Annotated in this window: 12 protein-coding genes; 9 read left to right on the forward strand and 3 right to left on the reverse strand. The window is 63.8% G+C overall.

Annotated elements, in window-relative coordinates; genetic code table 11:
- Positions 1–2: 2 nt before the first annotated feature.
- Complete coding sequence (gene glgB, locus KRX51_RS04205) at positions 3–2,198, reverse strand: 1,4-alpha-glucan branching protein GlgB (RefSeq protein ID WP_218361689.1); 2,196 nt, start codon at positions 2,196–2,198, stop codon at positions 3–5.
- A gap of 114 nt (positions 2,199–2,312) precedes the next feature.
- Complete coding sequence (locus KRX51_RS04210) at positions 2,313–4,346, reverse strand: alpha-1,4-glucan--maltose-1-phosphate maltosyltransferase (RefSeq protein WP_218361691.1); 2,034 nt, start codon at positions 4,344–4,346, stop codon at positions 2,313–2,315.
- Positions 4,347–4,544: 198 nt separating this feature from the next.
- Between KRX51_RS04210 and KRX51_RS04215 the strand changes: the two genes are divergently transcribed.
- The 9 genes from KRX51_RS04215 to KRX51_RS04255 all read left to right on the forward strand — a co-directional run bounded on the left by KRX51_RS04215 (position 4,545) and on the right by KRX51_RS04255 (position 15,463).
- Positions 4,545–5,390, forward strand: coding sequence for an ABC transporter ATP-binding protein (locus KRX51_RS04215; protein WP_218361692.1), 846 nt, complete (start codon positions 4,545–4,547; stop codon positions 5,388–5,390).
- A gap of 3 nt (positions 5,391–5,393) precedes the next feature.
- A complete protein-coding gene (locus KRX51_RS04220) occupies positions 5,394–6,224 on the forward strand; it encodes an NUDIX domain-containing protein (RefSeq protein WP_218361694.1) in 831 nt (276 codons plus the stop codon).
- Positions 6,221–7,375 carry an SAM-dependent methyltransferase gene (locus KRX51_RS04225; protein WP_218361696.1) on the forward strand — a complete coding sequence of 385 codons (1,155 nt, stop codon included), beginning with the start codon at positions 6,221–6,223 and terminating at the stop codon, positions 7,373–7,375. Before KRX51_RS04220 ends, KRX51_RS04225 begins: the two co-directional genes overlap by 4 nt.
- A gap of 312 nt (positions 7,376–7,687) precedes the next feature.
- Entirely contained in the window at positions 7,688–8,473 is a 786-nt protein-coding gene (locus tag KRX51_RS04230) for an electron transfer flavoprotein subunit beta/FixA family protein (protein WP_218361697.1), read from the forward strand.
- A gap of 47 nt (positions 8,474–8,520) precedes the next feature.
- Positions 8,521–9,465, forward strand: coding sequence for an electron transfer flavoprotein subunit alpha/FixB family protein (locus KRX51_RS04235; protein WP_218361698.1), 945 nt, complete (start codon positions 8,521–8,523; stop codon positions 9,463–9,465).
- Positions 9,466–9,785: 320 nt separating this feature from the next.
- Positions 9,786–10,946, forward strand: coding sequence for a cysteine desulfurase family protein (locus tag KRX51_RS04240; RefSeq protein WP_218361699.1), 1,161 nt, complete (start codon positions 9,786–9,788; stop codon positions 10,944–10,946).
- Positions 10,947–11,008: 62 nt separating this feature from the next.
- A complete protein-coding gene (mnmA, locus tag KRX51_RS04245) occupies positions 11,009–12,118 on the forward strand; it encodes a tRNA 2-thiouridine(34) synthase MnmA (protein ID WP_218361700.1) in 1,110 nt (369 codons plus the stop codon).
- Positions 12,115–13,212: a hypothetical protein gene (locus tag KRX51_RS04250; RefSeq protein WP_218361701.1), complete on the forward strand. Its 1,098-nt coding sequence runs from the start codon at positions 12,115–12,117 to the stop codon at positions 13,210–13,212. The genes mnmA and KRX51_RS04250 overlap by 4 nt, the downstream gene beginning before the upstream one ends.
- 43 nt (positions 13,213–13,255) lie before the next feature.
- Positions 13,256–15,463, forward strand: coding sequence for an MMPL family transporter (locus tag KRX51_RS04255; protein WP_218361702.1), 2,208 nt, complete (start codon positions 13,256–13,258; stop codon positions 15,461–15,463).
- On the opposite strand, the gene KRX51_RS04260 is transcribed toward KRX51_RS04255, so the two are convergent.
- Positions 15,460–16,140: a 3'-5' exonuclease gene (locus tag KRX51_RS04260; RefSeq protein ID WP_218361704.1), complete on the reverse strand. Its 681-nt coding sequence runs from the start codon at positions 16,138–16,140 to the stop codon at positions 15,460–15,462. The two genes, KRX51_RS04255 and KRX51_RS04260, sit on opposite strands and share 4 nt — an antisense overlap.
- Positions 16,141–16,142: the final 2 nt, after the last annotated feature.

Genomic DNA, 16,142 nt, shown 5'->3' on the forward strand with positions numbered 1-16,142 from the left:
GGTTATCCCTCGTACCGCAGCCAGGTAGCTGACATTGCCGGCAAGAACAGGTCAGCCGACTGCTCGAAACCATTCCACGGCTCGGCTTCGGTATGGACCTGCCCTTCATTGCCGAAGCCTGCGCCCTGGTACCGGTGGGCGTCAGTATTGAGCAGCACCGACCACGTACCGGCGTCGGGCAAGCCCAGGCGGTAACTCGGGTGCGTCACCCCAGCCAGGTTCAAGATGACGGCAATCTTGGAGCCATCAGACCCCATCCGCAGGTAGGAAAGCACACTATTGCCCGAATCGTCGGCATTAATCCACCGGAAGCCCTGCGGCTGGTCATCCTGGGTGAATAGTGCGGGATTGTCCTTGTAGATGGCGTTCATATCGCGCACCAACAACTGGACACCACGGTGGAATTCGCCGCCCCAGCCCTCTAAATCATCCCAGGCGACGGAGTCATCGTGATTCCACTCGCGCTCCTGGCCTAAGTCCTGGCCCATGAACAGCAGCTGCTTGCCGGGGTGAGTCCACTGGTAGGCCAATAAGGTGCGCAGCCCGGCGGCCTTATTCCAGTTATCGCCGGGCATCCGGGTCCACAATGAGCCCTTGCCGTGGACAACCTCATCGTGGCTGAAGGGCAGCACGAACTTCTCCGAGTAGGCGTAGACCATCGAGAAGGTCAGGTCATTGTGGTGGTACGAGCGGTGAATCGGGTCCTTGGCGAAGTACTCCAAGGTGTCGTTCATCCACCCCATATTCCACTTCATCGAAAAGCCCAGGCCACCCTGGTCAGTGGGCGTGGTAACCCCCGGCCAGGAAGTGGATTCCTCAGCAATGGTGAGGAAGCCAGGGAAGTGCTTATGCACCGTGGCGTTGAACTCCTGCAGGAACTGCACCGCCTCGAGGTGCTCGCGGCCACCGTACTGGTTCGGCAGCCATTCGCCCTCTTCGCGCGAGTAATCCAGGTAGAGCATAGAGGCCACCGCATCCACACGAATACCGTCGATGTGGTACTCCTCAGCCCAGAACAGCGCGTTGGCGTAGAGGAAGTTACGCACCTCATTGCGACCGAAGTCGAACACGTAGGTGCCCCAGTCACGCTGCTCACCGCGGCGCCAATCAGGATGCTCGTAGCAGGCGGTGCCGTCGAAACGCGCCAATGCCCACTCGTCCTTGGGGAAGTGGCCAGGCACCCAGTCCACAATGACACCAATACCTGCCTGGTGGAAGGCGTCGATGAGGGCACGCAACTGGTCCGGGGTGCCAAAGCGCGCCGTCGGAGCGTAGTAACCCGAAACCTGGTAGCCCCAGGAACCAGAGAACGGGTGCTCGGCGACCGGCATGAACTCCACGTGCGTGTAGCCCATCTCCACGACATAGGCGACGAGGTGCTCAGTGAGCGTTTCGAAAGACAAGCCGTTCTTCCAGGAGCCCAGGTGGACCTCATAGACACTCATCGGCTCGGCCTGCCAGTTCGTCGCCGACCGCCGCGCCATCCAGTCATCGTCATTCCAGCTGTATTCGGACTGGGTGACAACAGAACCCGTCGACGGCGCGATCTCCGCCTCGAAGGCCATCGGGTCGGCCTTATCGATGCGGTGGCCCTCATGAGTGGTGATAGCGAACTTATAGACATCACCGGGCTCGACACCAGGGATGAACAACTCCCACACACCGGAAGAACCCATCGAACGCATCGGGAATTGGGCGCCGTTCCACATGCAGAAATCACCGACGACGGCTACGCCGCGGGCATTGGGCGCCCACACAGCAAAGGACGTACCGGTGACAGTGCCCAGGGCCGTGTCATAACTGCGCGGGCGGGCACCGAGGGCCTCCCACAGCCGCTCATGGCGCCCCTCAGCGATAAGGTGCAGGTCACCTTCGCGCACGGTGGGAAGGAAGGAATAACCGTCGGCACGCTCCTGACTGCCGCCGGCGGACCACTGAATACGGAGCCGGTAATCGAAGCCCTCAGTGCCCGGGATCAAAGCGGCGAAAATATCGTCGCCAATCGGCTCAGCGGGGTATTCACCCCGGTCCGTGACCACCACAACCTCGGCGGCGCCGAAAATGCGTGAGCGCACGATGGTGTCACCGTCAATGACGTGGGCGCCATAAAAGTCATGCGGTGCGTGGTGGGAGCAGGAACGCAGTCGTTCCAGGTCGCCTTCGGGGATACCGAGACGGGGATCAGACGGGGAGGTCATCAGGGAGTTCGTCCTTCCGGAAGAATTATTGCGAATAGTCGGCCAGCGCGTAGGCGCCAGCCCGACATATTCGGCTCATACAGGTCCAGCCTAGGCAAGAGCGGTCACACTGGGTTAACCCTCGTAGTCGGGGACTTCCCGCCACGCCAGTTCACGACGCATATGCTCCGGCACGTCGGGTAGTTGGATGATATGGGCCACATTGCGCCACGGCTCGAGGCGCACATAGTTGTGCTGCCCCCAGTTGAACGTCTCACCGGTGACCAGGTCCGTGACATCGAAGCGGTCCACGGTGCGGTGGCCAAGAGCATTCATCCCGATAGTCAGGGTGCCTTCCTGCGCATTCCACGGGTCCAGGTTCACCACAACCAGCACCGTGTCACCGGTGAGCGGATCGAACTTGGAGTAGGCCAGCAGGTTGTCATTATCGACCTCGTGGAAGCGCAGCGTACGCAACTGCTGCAAGGCCGGGTGCTCATGCCGCAGCGTATTCAGCGTGGTGATGTAGGGCTCCAGGGAATTGCCTGACTCCAGGGCCGCATCGTAATCGCGGTGGCGCAGTTGGTACTTCTCCGAATCGAGGTACTCCTCCGAACCCGGCTTGACCGGCACATTCTCGTAGAGCTCGAAGCCGGAGTACATACCCCACAGCGGAGACATGGTCGCAGCAATAGAGGCGCGAATGGCGAAGGCGGCCCGGCCACCGCTGACGAGGAACTCATGCAGGATATCCGGGGTATTGACCCACAGTGAGGGCCGAGCGATATCGGAGTGGCGCACAATTTCTTCACCAAATTCGGTGAGTTCCTTCTTCGTGGTCTTCCACGGGAAGTAGATATAGGACTGCTGGAAACCAGCCTTCGCCAGCCCGTATAGCCGCGCCGGGGCAGTGAAGGCCTCAGCAAGGAAGATGACCTCCGGGTGGGTCTCATGGACCGTGGAAATCAGCCACTCCCAGAAATTGCCGGGCTTGGTGTGCGGATTGTCCACACGGAAGGTCCGTACACCGCGCTTGACCCACAACATCACCACACGCAGAATCTCGTTATAGATGCCCTTGGGGTCATTATCGAAATTCAGCGGGTAGATGTCCTGGTACTTCTTCGGCGGGTTCTCCGCATACGCGATGGTGCCGTCGGGAAGCACCGTGAACCACTCCGGATGCTCCTTCGCCCACGGGTGATCCGGGGCGCACTGCAGCGCAAGGTCAATAGCGACCTCCAGGCCACGGTCCTCGGCTTCGGCGATGAACTTCTTAAAATCGTCGGCATCCCCTAACTCCGGGTGCAGCGCGTCATGCCCACCAAGCTCAGAACCAATAGCCCACGGGGAGCCGACATCCTCCGGCTCGGGAGTCAACGTGTTGTTACGGCCCTTGCGGTTAATCTCACCGACGGGATGAATCGGCGGCAGGTACACCACGTCAAAGCCCATCCGCTTCGCCCGGTCCAACTGGCCTACCGACGAAGCGAAGGTGCCGTGCACCGGATTGCCGGCATCATCGACACCGCCGGTAGAACGCGGGAAGAACTCGTACCAGGCGCCAACCAACGCGGCGCGGCGATCCACGAGCACCTTGCGGGTCTTACCGCGGGTGAGCAGCTCACGCAGCGGGTGCAACTCCAAGATATGGCGGGTCTCGTCGGAAAGCGCAGCCGCAACACGGGCGCGCACATCGGCGGACTCATCGCGCAGCAAGCTGGCCACACCACGCAAATGCGGGCGGTACTGGGTGGCCGAATTCGCCGCGGCACGGTCGAAAAGGCCCGCGCCGATAGCCATATCGTTAGCGAGCTCCGCGGCCGACTGGCCAGCCTCAATCTTCTTCGTCACCGAATTACGCCACGTCGCCATCGGGTCAGACCACGCGTCGACGCGGAAGGTCCACAGGCCGGGGGCATCCGGCACGAAGGTGGCATTGACCTGGTTCGGGTCGTGATCAGAAAACCGCATCGGAATGCGCTGGGTGCGCGCGGCGAAAGAAGACTCCCCGGGGCCCTTCACGTTCAAGGTGGCGTTGAGCTTATCGTGCCCCTCCCGCCAGACCACCGCGAAAACCGGGACGACCTCGCCGACCACCGCCTTCGCAGGGGTTACGCCGCCATCCACTACCGGCCGAACATCATCGATGCCAAGTCGTCCAGTCACTAAGTCCACTCCTTTATGGGAACAATCGACGCGGTTTCGTCGCCTCAGGCCCCAGGGTAGAGCAGATGCGGGGTTGGTACCGCCCGACAGCACAAGCCCCCACCCACTACCCGTACAACAGGGGATAAGGGAATAAACCTGCGGCGCGCCGGGCAGTGACATCGACGGGCAGCCACGGACTGGGGCACCATAGATACCGTGGCTGATTTCGACGACAACTTTGACGAAGACCTACTCATCGACTTCTCCGGGGTGTGCCTGAACCGGGGCGGCCGGACACTGGTCGGCCCAGTTGACTGGCAGGTCGAACTGGACGAACGCTGGGTCATCATTGGCCCCAACGGCGCGGGCAAGACTTCGCTTATCCGCATGGCCGCGGCCGAGGAATTCCCGTCGGCAGGCTCCGCGCGGATTATGGGCGAGAAAATAGGCCGCACCGATATGCGCGAACTGCGCACCCTCATTGGCCTGACCTCCTCGGCGATTGCCCATCGCATCCCGGCCGAAGAAAAGGTCAAAGACCTCGTCGTTTCCGCATCGTATTCCGTGCTTGGCCGGTGGCGTGAGGACTACGACACCATGGACTTCGACCAGGCTGACAAGATGCTGGCCAGCCTCGGCGCCGAGCACCTAGCCAACCGCACCTGGGGCACCCTGTCCGAGGGCGAACGCAAGCGGGTGCTCATTGCCCGCGCCCTCATGGTCAATCCCGAGTTGTTGCTGCTCGACGAGCCGGGCGGTGGACTCGACCTCGGCGGCCGCGAAGACCTCGTCGGCTACCTCGGTGAACTAGCGCTGTCGCCTGACGCCCCGGCGATTGTCATGATCACCCACCACGTCGAAGAGATCCCCTACGGCTTCACCAACGCCCTCATACTTGACGACGGTGACGTCGTCGCCGCAGGCCTTATCGACGAAGTCCTCACCTCCGAAAACCTCTCCCGCGCATTCCACCAGCCGATTACCGTCGACCGCATTGATGGCCGCTTCTTCGCCCGCCGCACCCCACCGCAACCCGGGGCCACCGCCGCCGATGAGGACTAACCCATGAGCGAGCAGACCCCACCGCGGCTGGCGTCAACTGTGCTGCTGCTGCGGGACAACGCCGACACACATCAGCTGGAAGTCTTTGTGCAGCAGCGGGTGGGAACAATGAAATTCGCCGCCGGGATGACTGTCTTCCCCGGTGGGCGAGTAGACCCCCGCGACCGGCCCAGCAGCGGCACATCAGTTCCCTGGTGCGGTGCCGACGCCCACACCTGGGCCACAATGCTCAATGTCGACGCCGATACCGCCGCCGCGCTCGTTATCGCCGCCGTGCGCGAAACCTTCGAAGAAACCGGCACCCTCGTGGCCACCACCGCCGATGGTGAAGTCGTCACCACCACCGAGCACCTGCGCCAATCCCGCTACGCACTAGAGGACCGCACCCTGGCGATGAGCCAGTTCTTGCGCGACAATGACCTCTCCATAGGCGCTGACCTGCTCCGCCCCTGGGGTAACTGGGTCACCCCGCCGTGGCTGCCGACCCGGTTCGATACCTTCTTCTTCCTCGCCGCACAGCCACCCCACCAGCGCGCCGACGGTGACACCGGGGAATCGGAACGTTCCCGCTGGGCCGCCCCACAAGCACTGCTCGACGAGTGGGAAGACGGCCAGATCGGGTTGATGCCGCCGACGTGGTACCAACTCAACCGCCTGCGTGAAGCAACCACAGCAGCCCAGGCAATGGAGATGGCTCGCGAACCGATGTACCGCACCACCTCCGATTTCCTCGGCGAAAAAGTGATGGACCCCTTCTTCGCCGTCGCTGACCACCTCGGCGGCCTCCGCGACGCCGCCCGCGCCCACCGTGACCACACCCGCCCCGCCCAATGAGTCTTCACCTCACCGACGTCGAATGGCTTATCAACCACCCCGACGCCATCACCGCAGCCGAAGAGCTGCCCATGACCAAAAAGAGCGCCATTACCGACGCCGCCGCCCTCCGCGCTGACTACGGCCCGGCAGCACGGGCACTGATGGAATTGGTGCAGGCCCGCCGCGCCAGCGTCGGAAAGCTCCCCACAACCTGGCTGATGAGCGCCGACGCCGCGCAGCAAGCCACCCACGCCGACGTCGCCCAACACCGCGCCACCTACCTGCGCGACGTAGCTCAGGGCGCCCCCATCCATGACGTGACCTGTTCCATCGGCGGCGACTGCGCAGCGCTGAGCAACGCAGGCTTCGACGTACTCGGCAGTGATATCGACCCCGCCCGGGTCCGCATGGCCGCCACCAACGTGCCCACCGCCCAATTCGTGCGTGCCGACGCCCTGGCCCCAGTCAGCACCGGCGCAGTCGTCCTCGCCGACCCAGCCCGACGCAGCGGTGGGCGTCGCATCAGCAAACCCGAAGACCTCATCCCGCCCCTGCCGGCCCTACTCGACGCCTGGCAGGGCAGCGAACTAGCGGTCAAATGCGCCCCAGGCATCGACTACTCCGACTGGGACGGCGCCGTCGACGTCGTCAGCGTTGCCGGCGGTGTGAAAGAAGCATGCCTGTACACCCCGGGGCTCATCCGGCAAGGGCAGCGCCGGAAAGCCACTGTGATCCGCGACGGCCACACCCGGCATTACGACGACACCATGGCAGACGACTGCGGAGTCGGCCCAGTCGACCGGTACCTCATCGACCCCGACGGGGCAGTGGTGCGCGCCGGCCTGGTCCGCCATTTCGCCGCCGCACACCACCTGCACCAAATAGATGAACGCATCGCCCACCTCACCGGCCCGGCCATCCCGGGCGGCGAATCCGGATTCGAAGTGTTGGCGCAAGTGGGGCTGAAACACGTGCGCCGGGAACTCGCCGCCCGCGACTGCGGCTCCGTCGAGGTGCTGATCCGAGGAGTCGACGCGGACCCAGACAAACTGCGCAAAAGCTGGAAACTCAAAGGCACCCAGCCGCTGGCTGTTGTGGTCAGCCGCGTGGGCACATCGGCGGTGGCCTTCATTTGTGGCCCGCGCGAACAGCGGCCGGTGACCCCCTAAAAACGACCGGTGGGGTCTCCTGCCTACGCCATCGGGGGTGAGGTGGCAGACGTGATACACCCCCGAAAAGCGCCGTGACTGAGTTGTAGCCGAAATTATTAGCTCTTTGTTACCTGGATCACCCCACGGTGGGTCATAGCGCTGTTATCTTCGAGAAGGACGACGTGGAATGGCAGCGATGGACGCCGCCGCAACGCGGCTACCAGAGCACGTGCCTGACCAAGAACACTTGGCCAGTGCGCGCCCTGAACGCCATCACCGCCGTCACGCGAGAAACATAGACATATTCCCCACAGTTAGGACGACAGACACATGCCGAACATCGTGGTTCTGGTCAAGCAGGTCCCCGACACCTGGTCCGAGCGCAAGCTCTCTGAGGGCGACTTCACCCTCGATCGTGAGAGCGCGGACGCCGTGCTCGACGAGATCAACGAGAACGCCGTCGAGGCTGCTCTGGCGCTGAAGGAAGAACACGGTGGCAATGTCACCGTCGCCACCCTTGGCCCCGAGCGTGCCGTCGAGGCTCTCCGCAAGGCCCTGGCCATGGGTGCCGACGACGCCGTCATCCTTTCCGACGACGCCATTGCCGGCTCCGATGCCGTCCAGACTGCTTGGGCCCTGTCCAACGTCATCGACGCTATCGGCGAGGTCGACCTGATCGTCGCCGGCAACGTATCCACCGACGGTGCCACCGGTACCGTCCCGGCCAACCTCGGTGTCTACCGTGGCCTGCCGGTGCTGACCCACATGCGCTCCGTCGCCGTCGACGGCGAAACCGTCACCGGTGAGCGTGAGACCGAGGACGGCGTCTACGAGCTCAAGGCTTCCCTGCCGGCCATCGTCTCCGTCACGGAGAAGTCCAACACCCCGCGCTTCGCTTCCTTCAAGGGCATCATGGCCGCCAAGAAGAAGCCGGTCCGCGAACTGACCCTGGCCGACGTCGCCGCCGAGCCGGAGCAGCTGGGTGTGGAAAACGCCGCCACCAACGTCACCGGCGTGACCCCGAAGCCGGAGAAGACCGCCGGCGAAATCGTGCCCGACGAGGGCAACGGCGCCGACAAGATCGCCGAGTTCCTCAAGGCCAACAAGTTCATCTAGTCCGCCACCGCGACACTGAACGAACGAAAAGCAGGAGAATATAAACCATGACCGATGTCCTCGTTCTCGTCGACCACACCGATGGCGAGCTGAAGAACTCCGCTGCTGAGCTGCTCACCGCCGCTCGCAAGCTGGGCACCCCCGCCGCCGTTGTCGTCGGCAAGCCCGGCACCGCTGAGCAGTTTTCCGCCGAGCTCGGCAAGTACGGCGCCGGCGAAATCCTCGCCGTCGAAGGTGACGACGCAGGCAAGTACCTGATGTCCTCCGAGGTCGACGCCCTGGTGGCGCTGGCCTCCGAGCGTCAGGTCCCCGTGCTCGTCGCCGCCACCGCTGCCGGCAAGGAAATCGCCGGCCGCGTTGCTACCCTGACCGGCTCCGGCGTGATGGCCGACGTCGTCGCCATCGAAGACGACGGCTCCGTGAAGTACTCCATCTTCGGTGGCGACTTCACCGTTGACGGCGGCGCCTTCGGTGCCTCCCCGGTCTACGCACTGCGCCCGGGCTCGGTTGACCCGGAAGAAGCCGAAGCTTCCCCGTCCGTCACCGAGGTTCCGTTCCCCGAGGCTCCCGACGCCCCCGTCGAGATCCTGTCCTTCACCCCGGCTGAGGGCGGCGACCGCCCCGAGCTGACCGAAGCCAAGCTGGTCGTCTCCGGTGGCCGTGGCGTTGCTTCCGAGGAAGGCTTCTCCGACGTCGTCGAGCCGCTGGCCGACGCCCTCGGTGCCGCCGTCGGTGCTTCCCGCGCCGCTGTCGACGCCGGCTACTACCCGGGCCAGTTCCAGGTGGGCCAGACCGGCAAGACCGTCTCCCCGGACCTCTACATCGCCCTGGGTATCTCCGGTGCTATCCAGCACAAGGCCGGTATGCAGACCTCCAAGACCGTGGTTGCCGTCAATAAGGACGAAGAAGCCCCGATCTTCGAGATCTCCGACCTCGGCATCATCGGCGACCTGTTCGACGTTGCCCCGGCCCTGACCGAGAAGCTCAAGTAAGCCTTTTGGTGCTTCTCTAGCGGCGGGCAGCCTGTAGGTTGTCGGCCGCCGGGCGTTCAAGACCCTTAGCGGGGTCGCTCCAGGAAACTGGGGCGGCCCCGTTTTGGTGTGTCTGGGGGCGGCGGCTGCGGCTGGCGCCTGGCTTGTTTCGCAGGCTGTGCCGCCTCGTCAGCGCAGATCCGTACCAATTGCGCAGATCCGTGCGAAATTCCGCACGGATCTGCGCGATTCGTACGGATCTATCTCGGGGACAGCCGGGGCAGCCGGGACAGCAGCCCCCACAGCCACCACACACCACCGGCGCATTACGCTGGGGAGCCATGCAACACAGCGCGCACCTGCTCGACTACGCAGCAACCGCACCGCTGCGGCCCGAGGCCAAGGCGGCTCTGGTGGCTGCCCTCGATGCCGACTACGGCAACCCCAGCGGCCACTATGCGTCCGGTCGGGTCGCCAAGCGGGCGCTCGAGGAGGCCCGCGAGACGATTGCCGGGCATCTCGGGTGTCAGCCCATTGAGGTCATTTTCACCTCCGGCGGTACGGAGGCCGATAATCTCGGCATCCGGGGCCTCTACGCTTTGCGCAATAAGGACACCCCGCGCCCAGCCATTGCCGCAGCCGCTATTGAGCACGACGCCGTTGGTCACGCCATCGCCGCCACCGGCGCGGAGCTCATTGAACTTCCGGTGACACCCCAGGGCCGCGTTGATGAGGATGCTGCCCGCGACCTCATCGCTGCTCATGCTGACCGTTTGGCTTTGGTTAGTTGCATGTGGGCCAATAATGAGACCGGCGCGATCCAGCCGGTGGCGGCCGTGGCCGAGGCCGCCCGCGACGCTGGTGTGCCGGTGCATATTGACGCAGTTCAGGCCGTCGGCTGCGAGGACGTGAATTTTGCGGCTAGTGGGGCGGCCACACTTGCGGTGTCGGCGCATAAATTCGGTGGCCCGCGCGGTATTGGCGCGTTGATTGTCCGTCGGGATATGAAGCTTGAGGCGCTGCTGCGCGGCGGTGGCCAGGAGCGTGGTTTGCGTTCGGGTACTCCAGATGTTGCTTCTGCGGTGGGGATGGCCGCGGCTGTTGCGGCCTGCCGGGCACATGGTGAGCAGGAGCACGTGCGGGTCGCGCGTCTTCGTGACCAGTTGCGCGATGGGATTGTGCAGCGTGTGGAGAACGTCGTGGTGCACACGAGTGAGCCGGCGTTGCCTGGCCATGTGCACGTGAGTTTCCCTGGCGCCGAGGGCGATAGTTTGTTGATGCTGTTCGACGCTGCTGGTGTGGGTTGTTCGACGGGGTCGGCGTGCAGTGTGGGAGTGAATCGGCCGAGCCATGTGTTGTTGGCGATGGGGGTCGATGAGATGGTGGCTCGTGGCGCGATTCGGTTCAGTCTTGGTTGGGCGTCGACGCAGGCCGACGTGGACGCGGTGCTGGCGTGCGTCAGTGATACCGTCCAACGGGCGCGGGCCGCTGGTATGGCTTAGGCGCAACTGTTCTACGACGATCAGACGATCACACGCGAGGCATATGAAGGGGGCCGTAAGGCATGCGAGTTTTAGCCGCGATGAGCGGGGGAGTGGATTCTTCTGTGGCCGCTGCGCGTGCGATTGCTGCTGGCCATGATGTCACTGGGGTGCATTTGGCCTTGTCGAAGGACCCGCAGACGCTGCGTGAAGGTTCGCGTGGTTGTTGTTCGTTGGAGGATTCCGCGGATGCTCGCCGGGTGTGCGACATGTTGGATATCCCGTTTTATGTGTGGGATTTTTCGGAGCGGTTTAAGGATGAGGTGATTGGTGATTTCACCGAGTCGTATGCCCGCGGTGAGACCCCGAACCCGTGTTTGCGCTGCAATGAGAAGATCAAGTTCGCGGCGTTATTGGAGCGCGCGGTAGCCCTGGGTTTTGATGCTATTGCCTCGGGTCATTATGCGGTGCTTACCGACGGTTTGTTGCGTCGTTCCCCGGATGACAAGAAGGACCAGTCGTATGTGCTGGGGGTGTTGGATCGCGCCCAGTTGGCCCGGTGCTTGTTCCCGTGTGGTGATACGGAGAAGCCCCAGATCCGCGCGGAGGCTAAGGAGCTGGGTTTGGGCACGGCCAGCAAGCCGGATTCGTATGATATTTGTTTCATCCCTGATGGCGATACGCAGGCGTTTCTGGGCCGCACGATTGGGGTGCGTCGGGGCGCCATCGTCGATAAGCACACAGGTGAGGAGCTCGCCCAGCACGGCGGGGTACATGAGTTCACCATTGGGCAGCGCAAGGGTTTGGGGTTGCCGGGCCCGGCTGCTGATGGCAAGCCACGCTATGTGACCGGTATTGATGCCACCACAGGCACGGTCACGGTGGGTACGAAGGATGATTTGGCGGTTCGGACCTTGGAGGTCGATCGCGCGGTGTGGTTGCTCGATCCTGATGAGGTTACTGCTGGCCCGTTGCAGGTGCAGGTTCGTGCCCATGGCCGGGCTACGGATTGCACTATCGAGGTGATTTCGGGTCCTCGTGATGAGGCCACTGGCCGTGGTGGTGCTTTCCGGGTCCATGTGGCGCAGCCACTCAGCGGTATTGCCCCTGGTCAGGCGGCGGTGCTGTATCGCCCTGATGTGGCTGGTGATTATGTGGTGGCTTCGGGCACTATCCGGGAGACTGCGTCGTGACGGCGTGTACGGGCCTGGGTGTTATGCCCGGCAGTGATGTGCCCGCCGCGGCGGACATTATTGGCAGTGAGTCGGCGGGGGTTGTGCATCGTCCTATCCAGCCTGCCCGGGGTTTGGGGGCGGACCCGGTGGGTCGTACCTGTGCGATGTTGGTGGATTTGCCGGTGGATCGTGGTCCGCGTTCGTGGCGGGTGTCGGCTTCTGCTCCGGCGGAGCATTTTTCGCGCGCGGCGATTCGGGCCCGCGATGTGCTTGCCGCGGAGGCCGATGGTTGTGAGGCGGTGTGGGGCACGAATCCGGCTGTGGTGCGGTTGCCGGTGGTGGGGCCGTGGACGTTGGCGTGCGCGGTGGAGTTGGCGAATGGTCACCGGTTGCTTTCCGACGCCGGCGCGGTGCGTTATCTGGCCCAGTCTCTGGCTGCGGGGGTGCAGGAGGTGGCTGCTGATATTGCGCGTCGCCATGCCGCTGAGGTGGTTGTTCAGCTCGATGAGCCGCAGTTGGCGCGGGTGAGCAGTAATCAGGTCGCCGATGCTGCGCACCGCCCGGTGTTGGGCTCAGGCGGGTGGCGGGAGTCCGCCGCCATCCTGCGGGAGGTCACCAGTGTGCTTGCCGACGCTGGGATCGCCACGACTATTCGCCCCGGCCAGCCGCCGACGGTGCTTCAGCAGGTTCCGGCGCCGGACCCGGATGCCGGTAGTGGGCCGGCGCCGATTTTGCCGGCGAAGGTTATCGCTGATTCTGGTGTGTCGGCGTTGTGGGTGCAGGCCGGTGAGTTGGTGGGCACCGAGGTGCTGGATGCCGTCGGTGGGCTGTACTCGGAGGGGGTTGACCTGGAGGTGGGTGTTGTTCCGCCGCAGCCGGTGAGCAGTGACCCGACCACTGGGGCGTGGGAGGTTCCCGATGAGCGGGTTTTCGCCCGGCGATTAGCCCGGATATGGGATGAATTGGGCCTGCCGCGCACGGATCTTGTTGACCGGGTCACCATCACCCCGCAGGCTGGTTTCGCCCGTGCTGATGACCAGTATGTTGCCGCTGCGCTGGCGGCGACTCGGCGTACTGCCGAACTTATTGGCCGGGCCGCTGGTGACCTGTAGGGAACGACCGGTAGGCGATAACCAGTAGGCAATAATTGTGGGCATGTACCAACGTGTCTCCTCCGCCCTGCTGGGCAGCACCCGTCGAGCCTGGCTGACAATTATGGCCTGGCTCGTTATTGCGGGCGTTGTTGTTATTGCCGCCCCACCGATTGGTGAGGTGCAGGGCAATGAGGTTGGGGGAGCCCCCTCTGGTACCCCGTCCCAGGTCGCCGCCCGCGAACTCGATGAGGCTTTCGGAGACCGGGATAGCAATGGCGCCCCACCAGCCATCATCACCATTAGCGGGGACACGCAGGCCAGCACCACATCGGCGGCTGCGGCTGTCATCGGCGCCCTGGAGGACAGTTCGGCGGTGAGCAAGGTGGTCAGCCACCTATGCGCCGACCCGAGCAGCGGATTACGCCCCGGCCCGCAGTGCATTCCCGCCCCGCCTGAGGGCACCGTGGCCGCCGATGGGCGCACGCTGACGGTAACCGCACTGATGGCATTGCCGCCGGGGGCTGATGGGTTCACCGAAGCTATCGCGCAGTTGCGTACCACCACCGCGCAGGCAGCAGAGGCCGCCGCAGCGGGTACGACAACTCATCTCACTGGCCCGGCGGGGGTGGCCAATGACCTCACCCAGGCGTTTTCGGAGGCCGACTGGGTGCTGGGGCTGACCACCATTGTGTTGGTGCTGGTCATTTTGTTGGCGGTGTATCGCTCCCCGGTATTGGCGGTGCTGCCGCTGGTTGCCGTTGCGGTGGCCCTGATGGTGGCCAATGCCGTTGCAGCGGTGGCGGCCGAGGCCGGTTTTGTGGAGGTCACCGCCCAGTCCACCTCGATTCTGACGGTGCTGCTTTTTGGCGTCGGCACGGACTACGCACTCATTATTAACGCCCGCTACCGGGAGGAATTGGCCACCCACCAGCGCCGCCAGGAGGCCATGATTGCGGCTATGGGGCGGGCCGGTTCGGCGCTGGCATCGTCGGCAGGCACCATTGTGCTGGCCCTCTTGGCGTTGCTGGCGGCTACTACTCCGGTGCTGCGCGGCTTCGGCCCGTATTTTGCCATCGGAGTGGCGGTGATGGTCACGGTGGCGTTTTCCCTATTGCCCGCATTGCTGGTGGTCCTCGGCGATGCCGTGTTCTGGCCGGGCGGCCGGGCTAAGGCGGTCGCCCGCGCGCAGCACCACAGCCTGTGGTCGCGGATCGCCGCTGGTATTGACCGCGCCCCGGCAAAAATCCTGGCCGGCTCGTTAGCCCTGCTCATCGCCCTGTGCGGTGGCCTCTTCGCTTTCACAGAGAGCTACGACATTGTCTCTGGGCTGCGTGTGGAATCTGATGCAAAGGCTGGCCGCGAGGTCATTGCTGAGCACATCGCGCCGGGCGAGGTGGCACCTGAGCAGCTACTGGTCACCACCCAGGGCGCTGCTTTGAGCGAGGATGCGTTGGTTGCCGCTGGTGATGTTGCCGCTGAAACACACCCCGGGCTTATTGACCGGGTTGCGGTGGCCCCTGGGGCGTCGGTCAGTGCGGATGGCACGGTGGGTCGGGTGCGCATGGTGCTGGCGACAGACCCGTACTCCAATCAGGCCATGGATAGTGTGGCCGAGGCCAGCGCCGCATATGGGCAGGCGCTTGTCGACGCTGGTATCGACACCTCAGTGGTTGCGGCCGGTAATGCGGGGGAGAACCGGGATATCCGCGCCAGTGTGCACCGCGACCTGCTCGTATTGCTGCCGTTATTGCTGGTAGTTGTCGGTGCGGTACTTGGTGTGTTGCTGCGTTCGGCTTTGGCGCCGCTGTACCTGATGGCGCTGCAGGCTGTGGGGTATGCCGCGACGATGGGGGCCACTGTTATCGCCGCCATCATCATTGGTGGGGACAGTGGCATAGGTGCCCAGGTGCCGGCCTATGTGTTGGTTTTCACCATTGCTTTGGGCGTGGACTACACCATTTTCGTCATGGCTCGGTATCGTCAGGCGCTTGCCGATAAACCCAGTCGGGCGGCATTGCAGGAGGCGATCACGACCACTGGTGGGGTGGTGTCATCGGCTGGTCTTATCCTGGCCGCGACTTTTTCCGTATTAACGGTGATGCCGATCCGGGAACTGTTCCAGTTCGGTATCGCCATGGCTATCGGCATCCTGTTGGACACATTCATCATCCGGCCACTGACCGTGCCTGCCATTGTGCGGTTGCTGGGGGATAAGGCGCTGTGGCCGTCGGAAAGCCCGCACCCGCAGTCGGCCGCGACGTCGACCTAGTGGGTGCGCAGCGGCCAGGACCCGTCGACATCGGCGCCGGACTTGCCCTGCGACTGCAAATACTCGCGGAATGATTTCGCCTGCTCATAGGCGATGATGGCCTGCATCTCCATGAGTTCATCACCGTCCATTTCGGTGATTTCGGGGTGCTTTTTGGCCATCACCCACGCCAGCCGCGCCGCAGCCAGTGAATCCTCGGTGGCGTCGTGGGCATTATCCAGGCGCACCCCATAGCGTTCGCAGGTCGGGCCGAGTTTGCGCTGCCCGGCGCCCTTGACCCGGGGAGTGAACTTTTTGTCCAACACAAACGGGTCGACCACCAGGCCGTCGACAGTGAAGGTGGGGTCTAAGGCGTGCAGCACCGAAAGGTCATAGGCGGCGTTATAAATAATCGCCGTGTAGCCCTCCTGCCAGGACGAACGCAGCGCAGCAATGGTGCGCTGGAGGACCTCATCATGCGGCTGGCCCTCGGCGCGGGCTTTTTCCGTGGTGATGCCGTGCACTTTCGCCGCGGCTTCGGGGATTTCGACTCCCGGGTCGGCTAGCATCGCCAGGCTTTGGGGTTTGCCGCTGGTGAGGCGGACCAGCGCAGAGGTGACGATCTTGCAGCTCAACGGGTCAGTGCCCGTGGTCTCCAGGTCAAAGGCGACCATCTTGGCGACATCAAAACGGCTCATGC

The organism is Corynebacterium sp. TAE3-ERU12 (genome assembly GCF_019209905.1).
GTDB lineage: Bacteria > Actinomycetota > Actinomycetes > Mycobacteriales > Mycobacteriaceae > Corynebacterium.

Bases quoted from the DNA above. Each gene is read 5' to 3' on its own strand.
- KRX51_RS04235 (WP_218361698.1), top strand. From the start codon at position 8,521: ATGACCGATGTCCTCGTTCTCGTCGACCACACCGATGGCGAGCTGAAG.
- KRX51_RS04230 (WP_218361697.1), top strand. From the start codon at position 7,688: ATGCCGAACATCGTGGTTCTGGTCAAGCAGGTCCCCGACACCTGGTCC.
- KRX51_RS04240 (WP_218361699.1), top strand. From the start codon at position 9,786: ATGCAACACAGCGCGCACCTGCTCGACTACGCAGCAACCGCACCGCTG.
- KRX51_RS04255 (WP_218361702.1), top strand. From the start codon at position 13,256: ATGTACCAACGTGTCTCCTCCGCCCTGCTGGGCAGCACCCGTCGAGCC.
- KRX51_RS04220 (WP_218361694.1), top strand. From the start codon at position 5,394: ATGAGCGAGCAGACCCCACCGCGGCTGGCGTCAACTGTGCTGCTGCTG.
- KRX51_RS04225 (WP_218361696.1), top strand. From the start codon at position 6,221: ATGAGTCTTCACCTCACCGACGTCGAATGGCTTATCAACCACCCCGAC.
- glgB (WP_218361689.1), bottom strand. From the start codon at position 2,198: ATGACCTCCCCGTCTGATCCCCGTCTCGGTATCCCCGAAGGCGACCTG.
- mnmA (WP_218361700.1), top strand. From the start codon at position 11,009: ATGCGAGTTTTAGCCGCGATGAGCGGGGGAGTGGATTCTTCTGTGGCC.
- KRX51_RS04260 (WP_218361704.1), bottom strand. From the start codon at position 16,140: ATGAGCCGTTTTGATGTCGCCAAGATGGTCGCCTTTGACCTGGAGACC.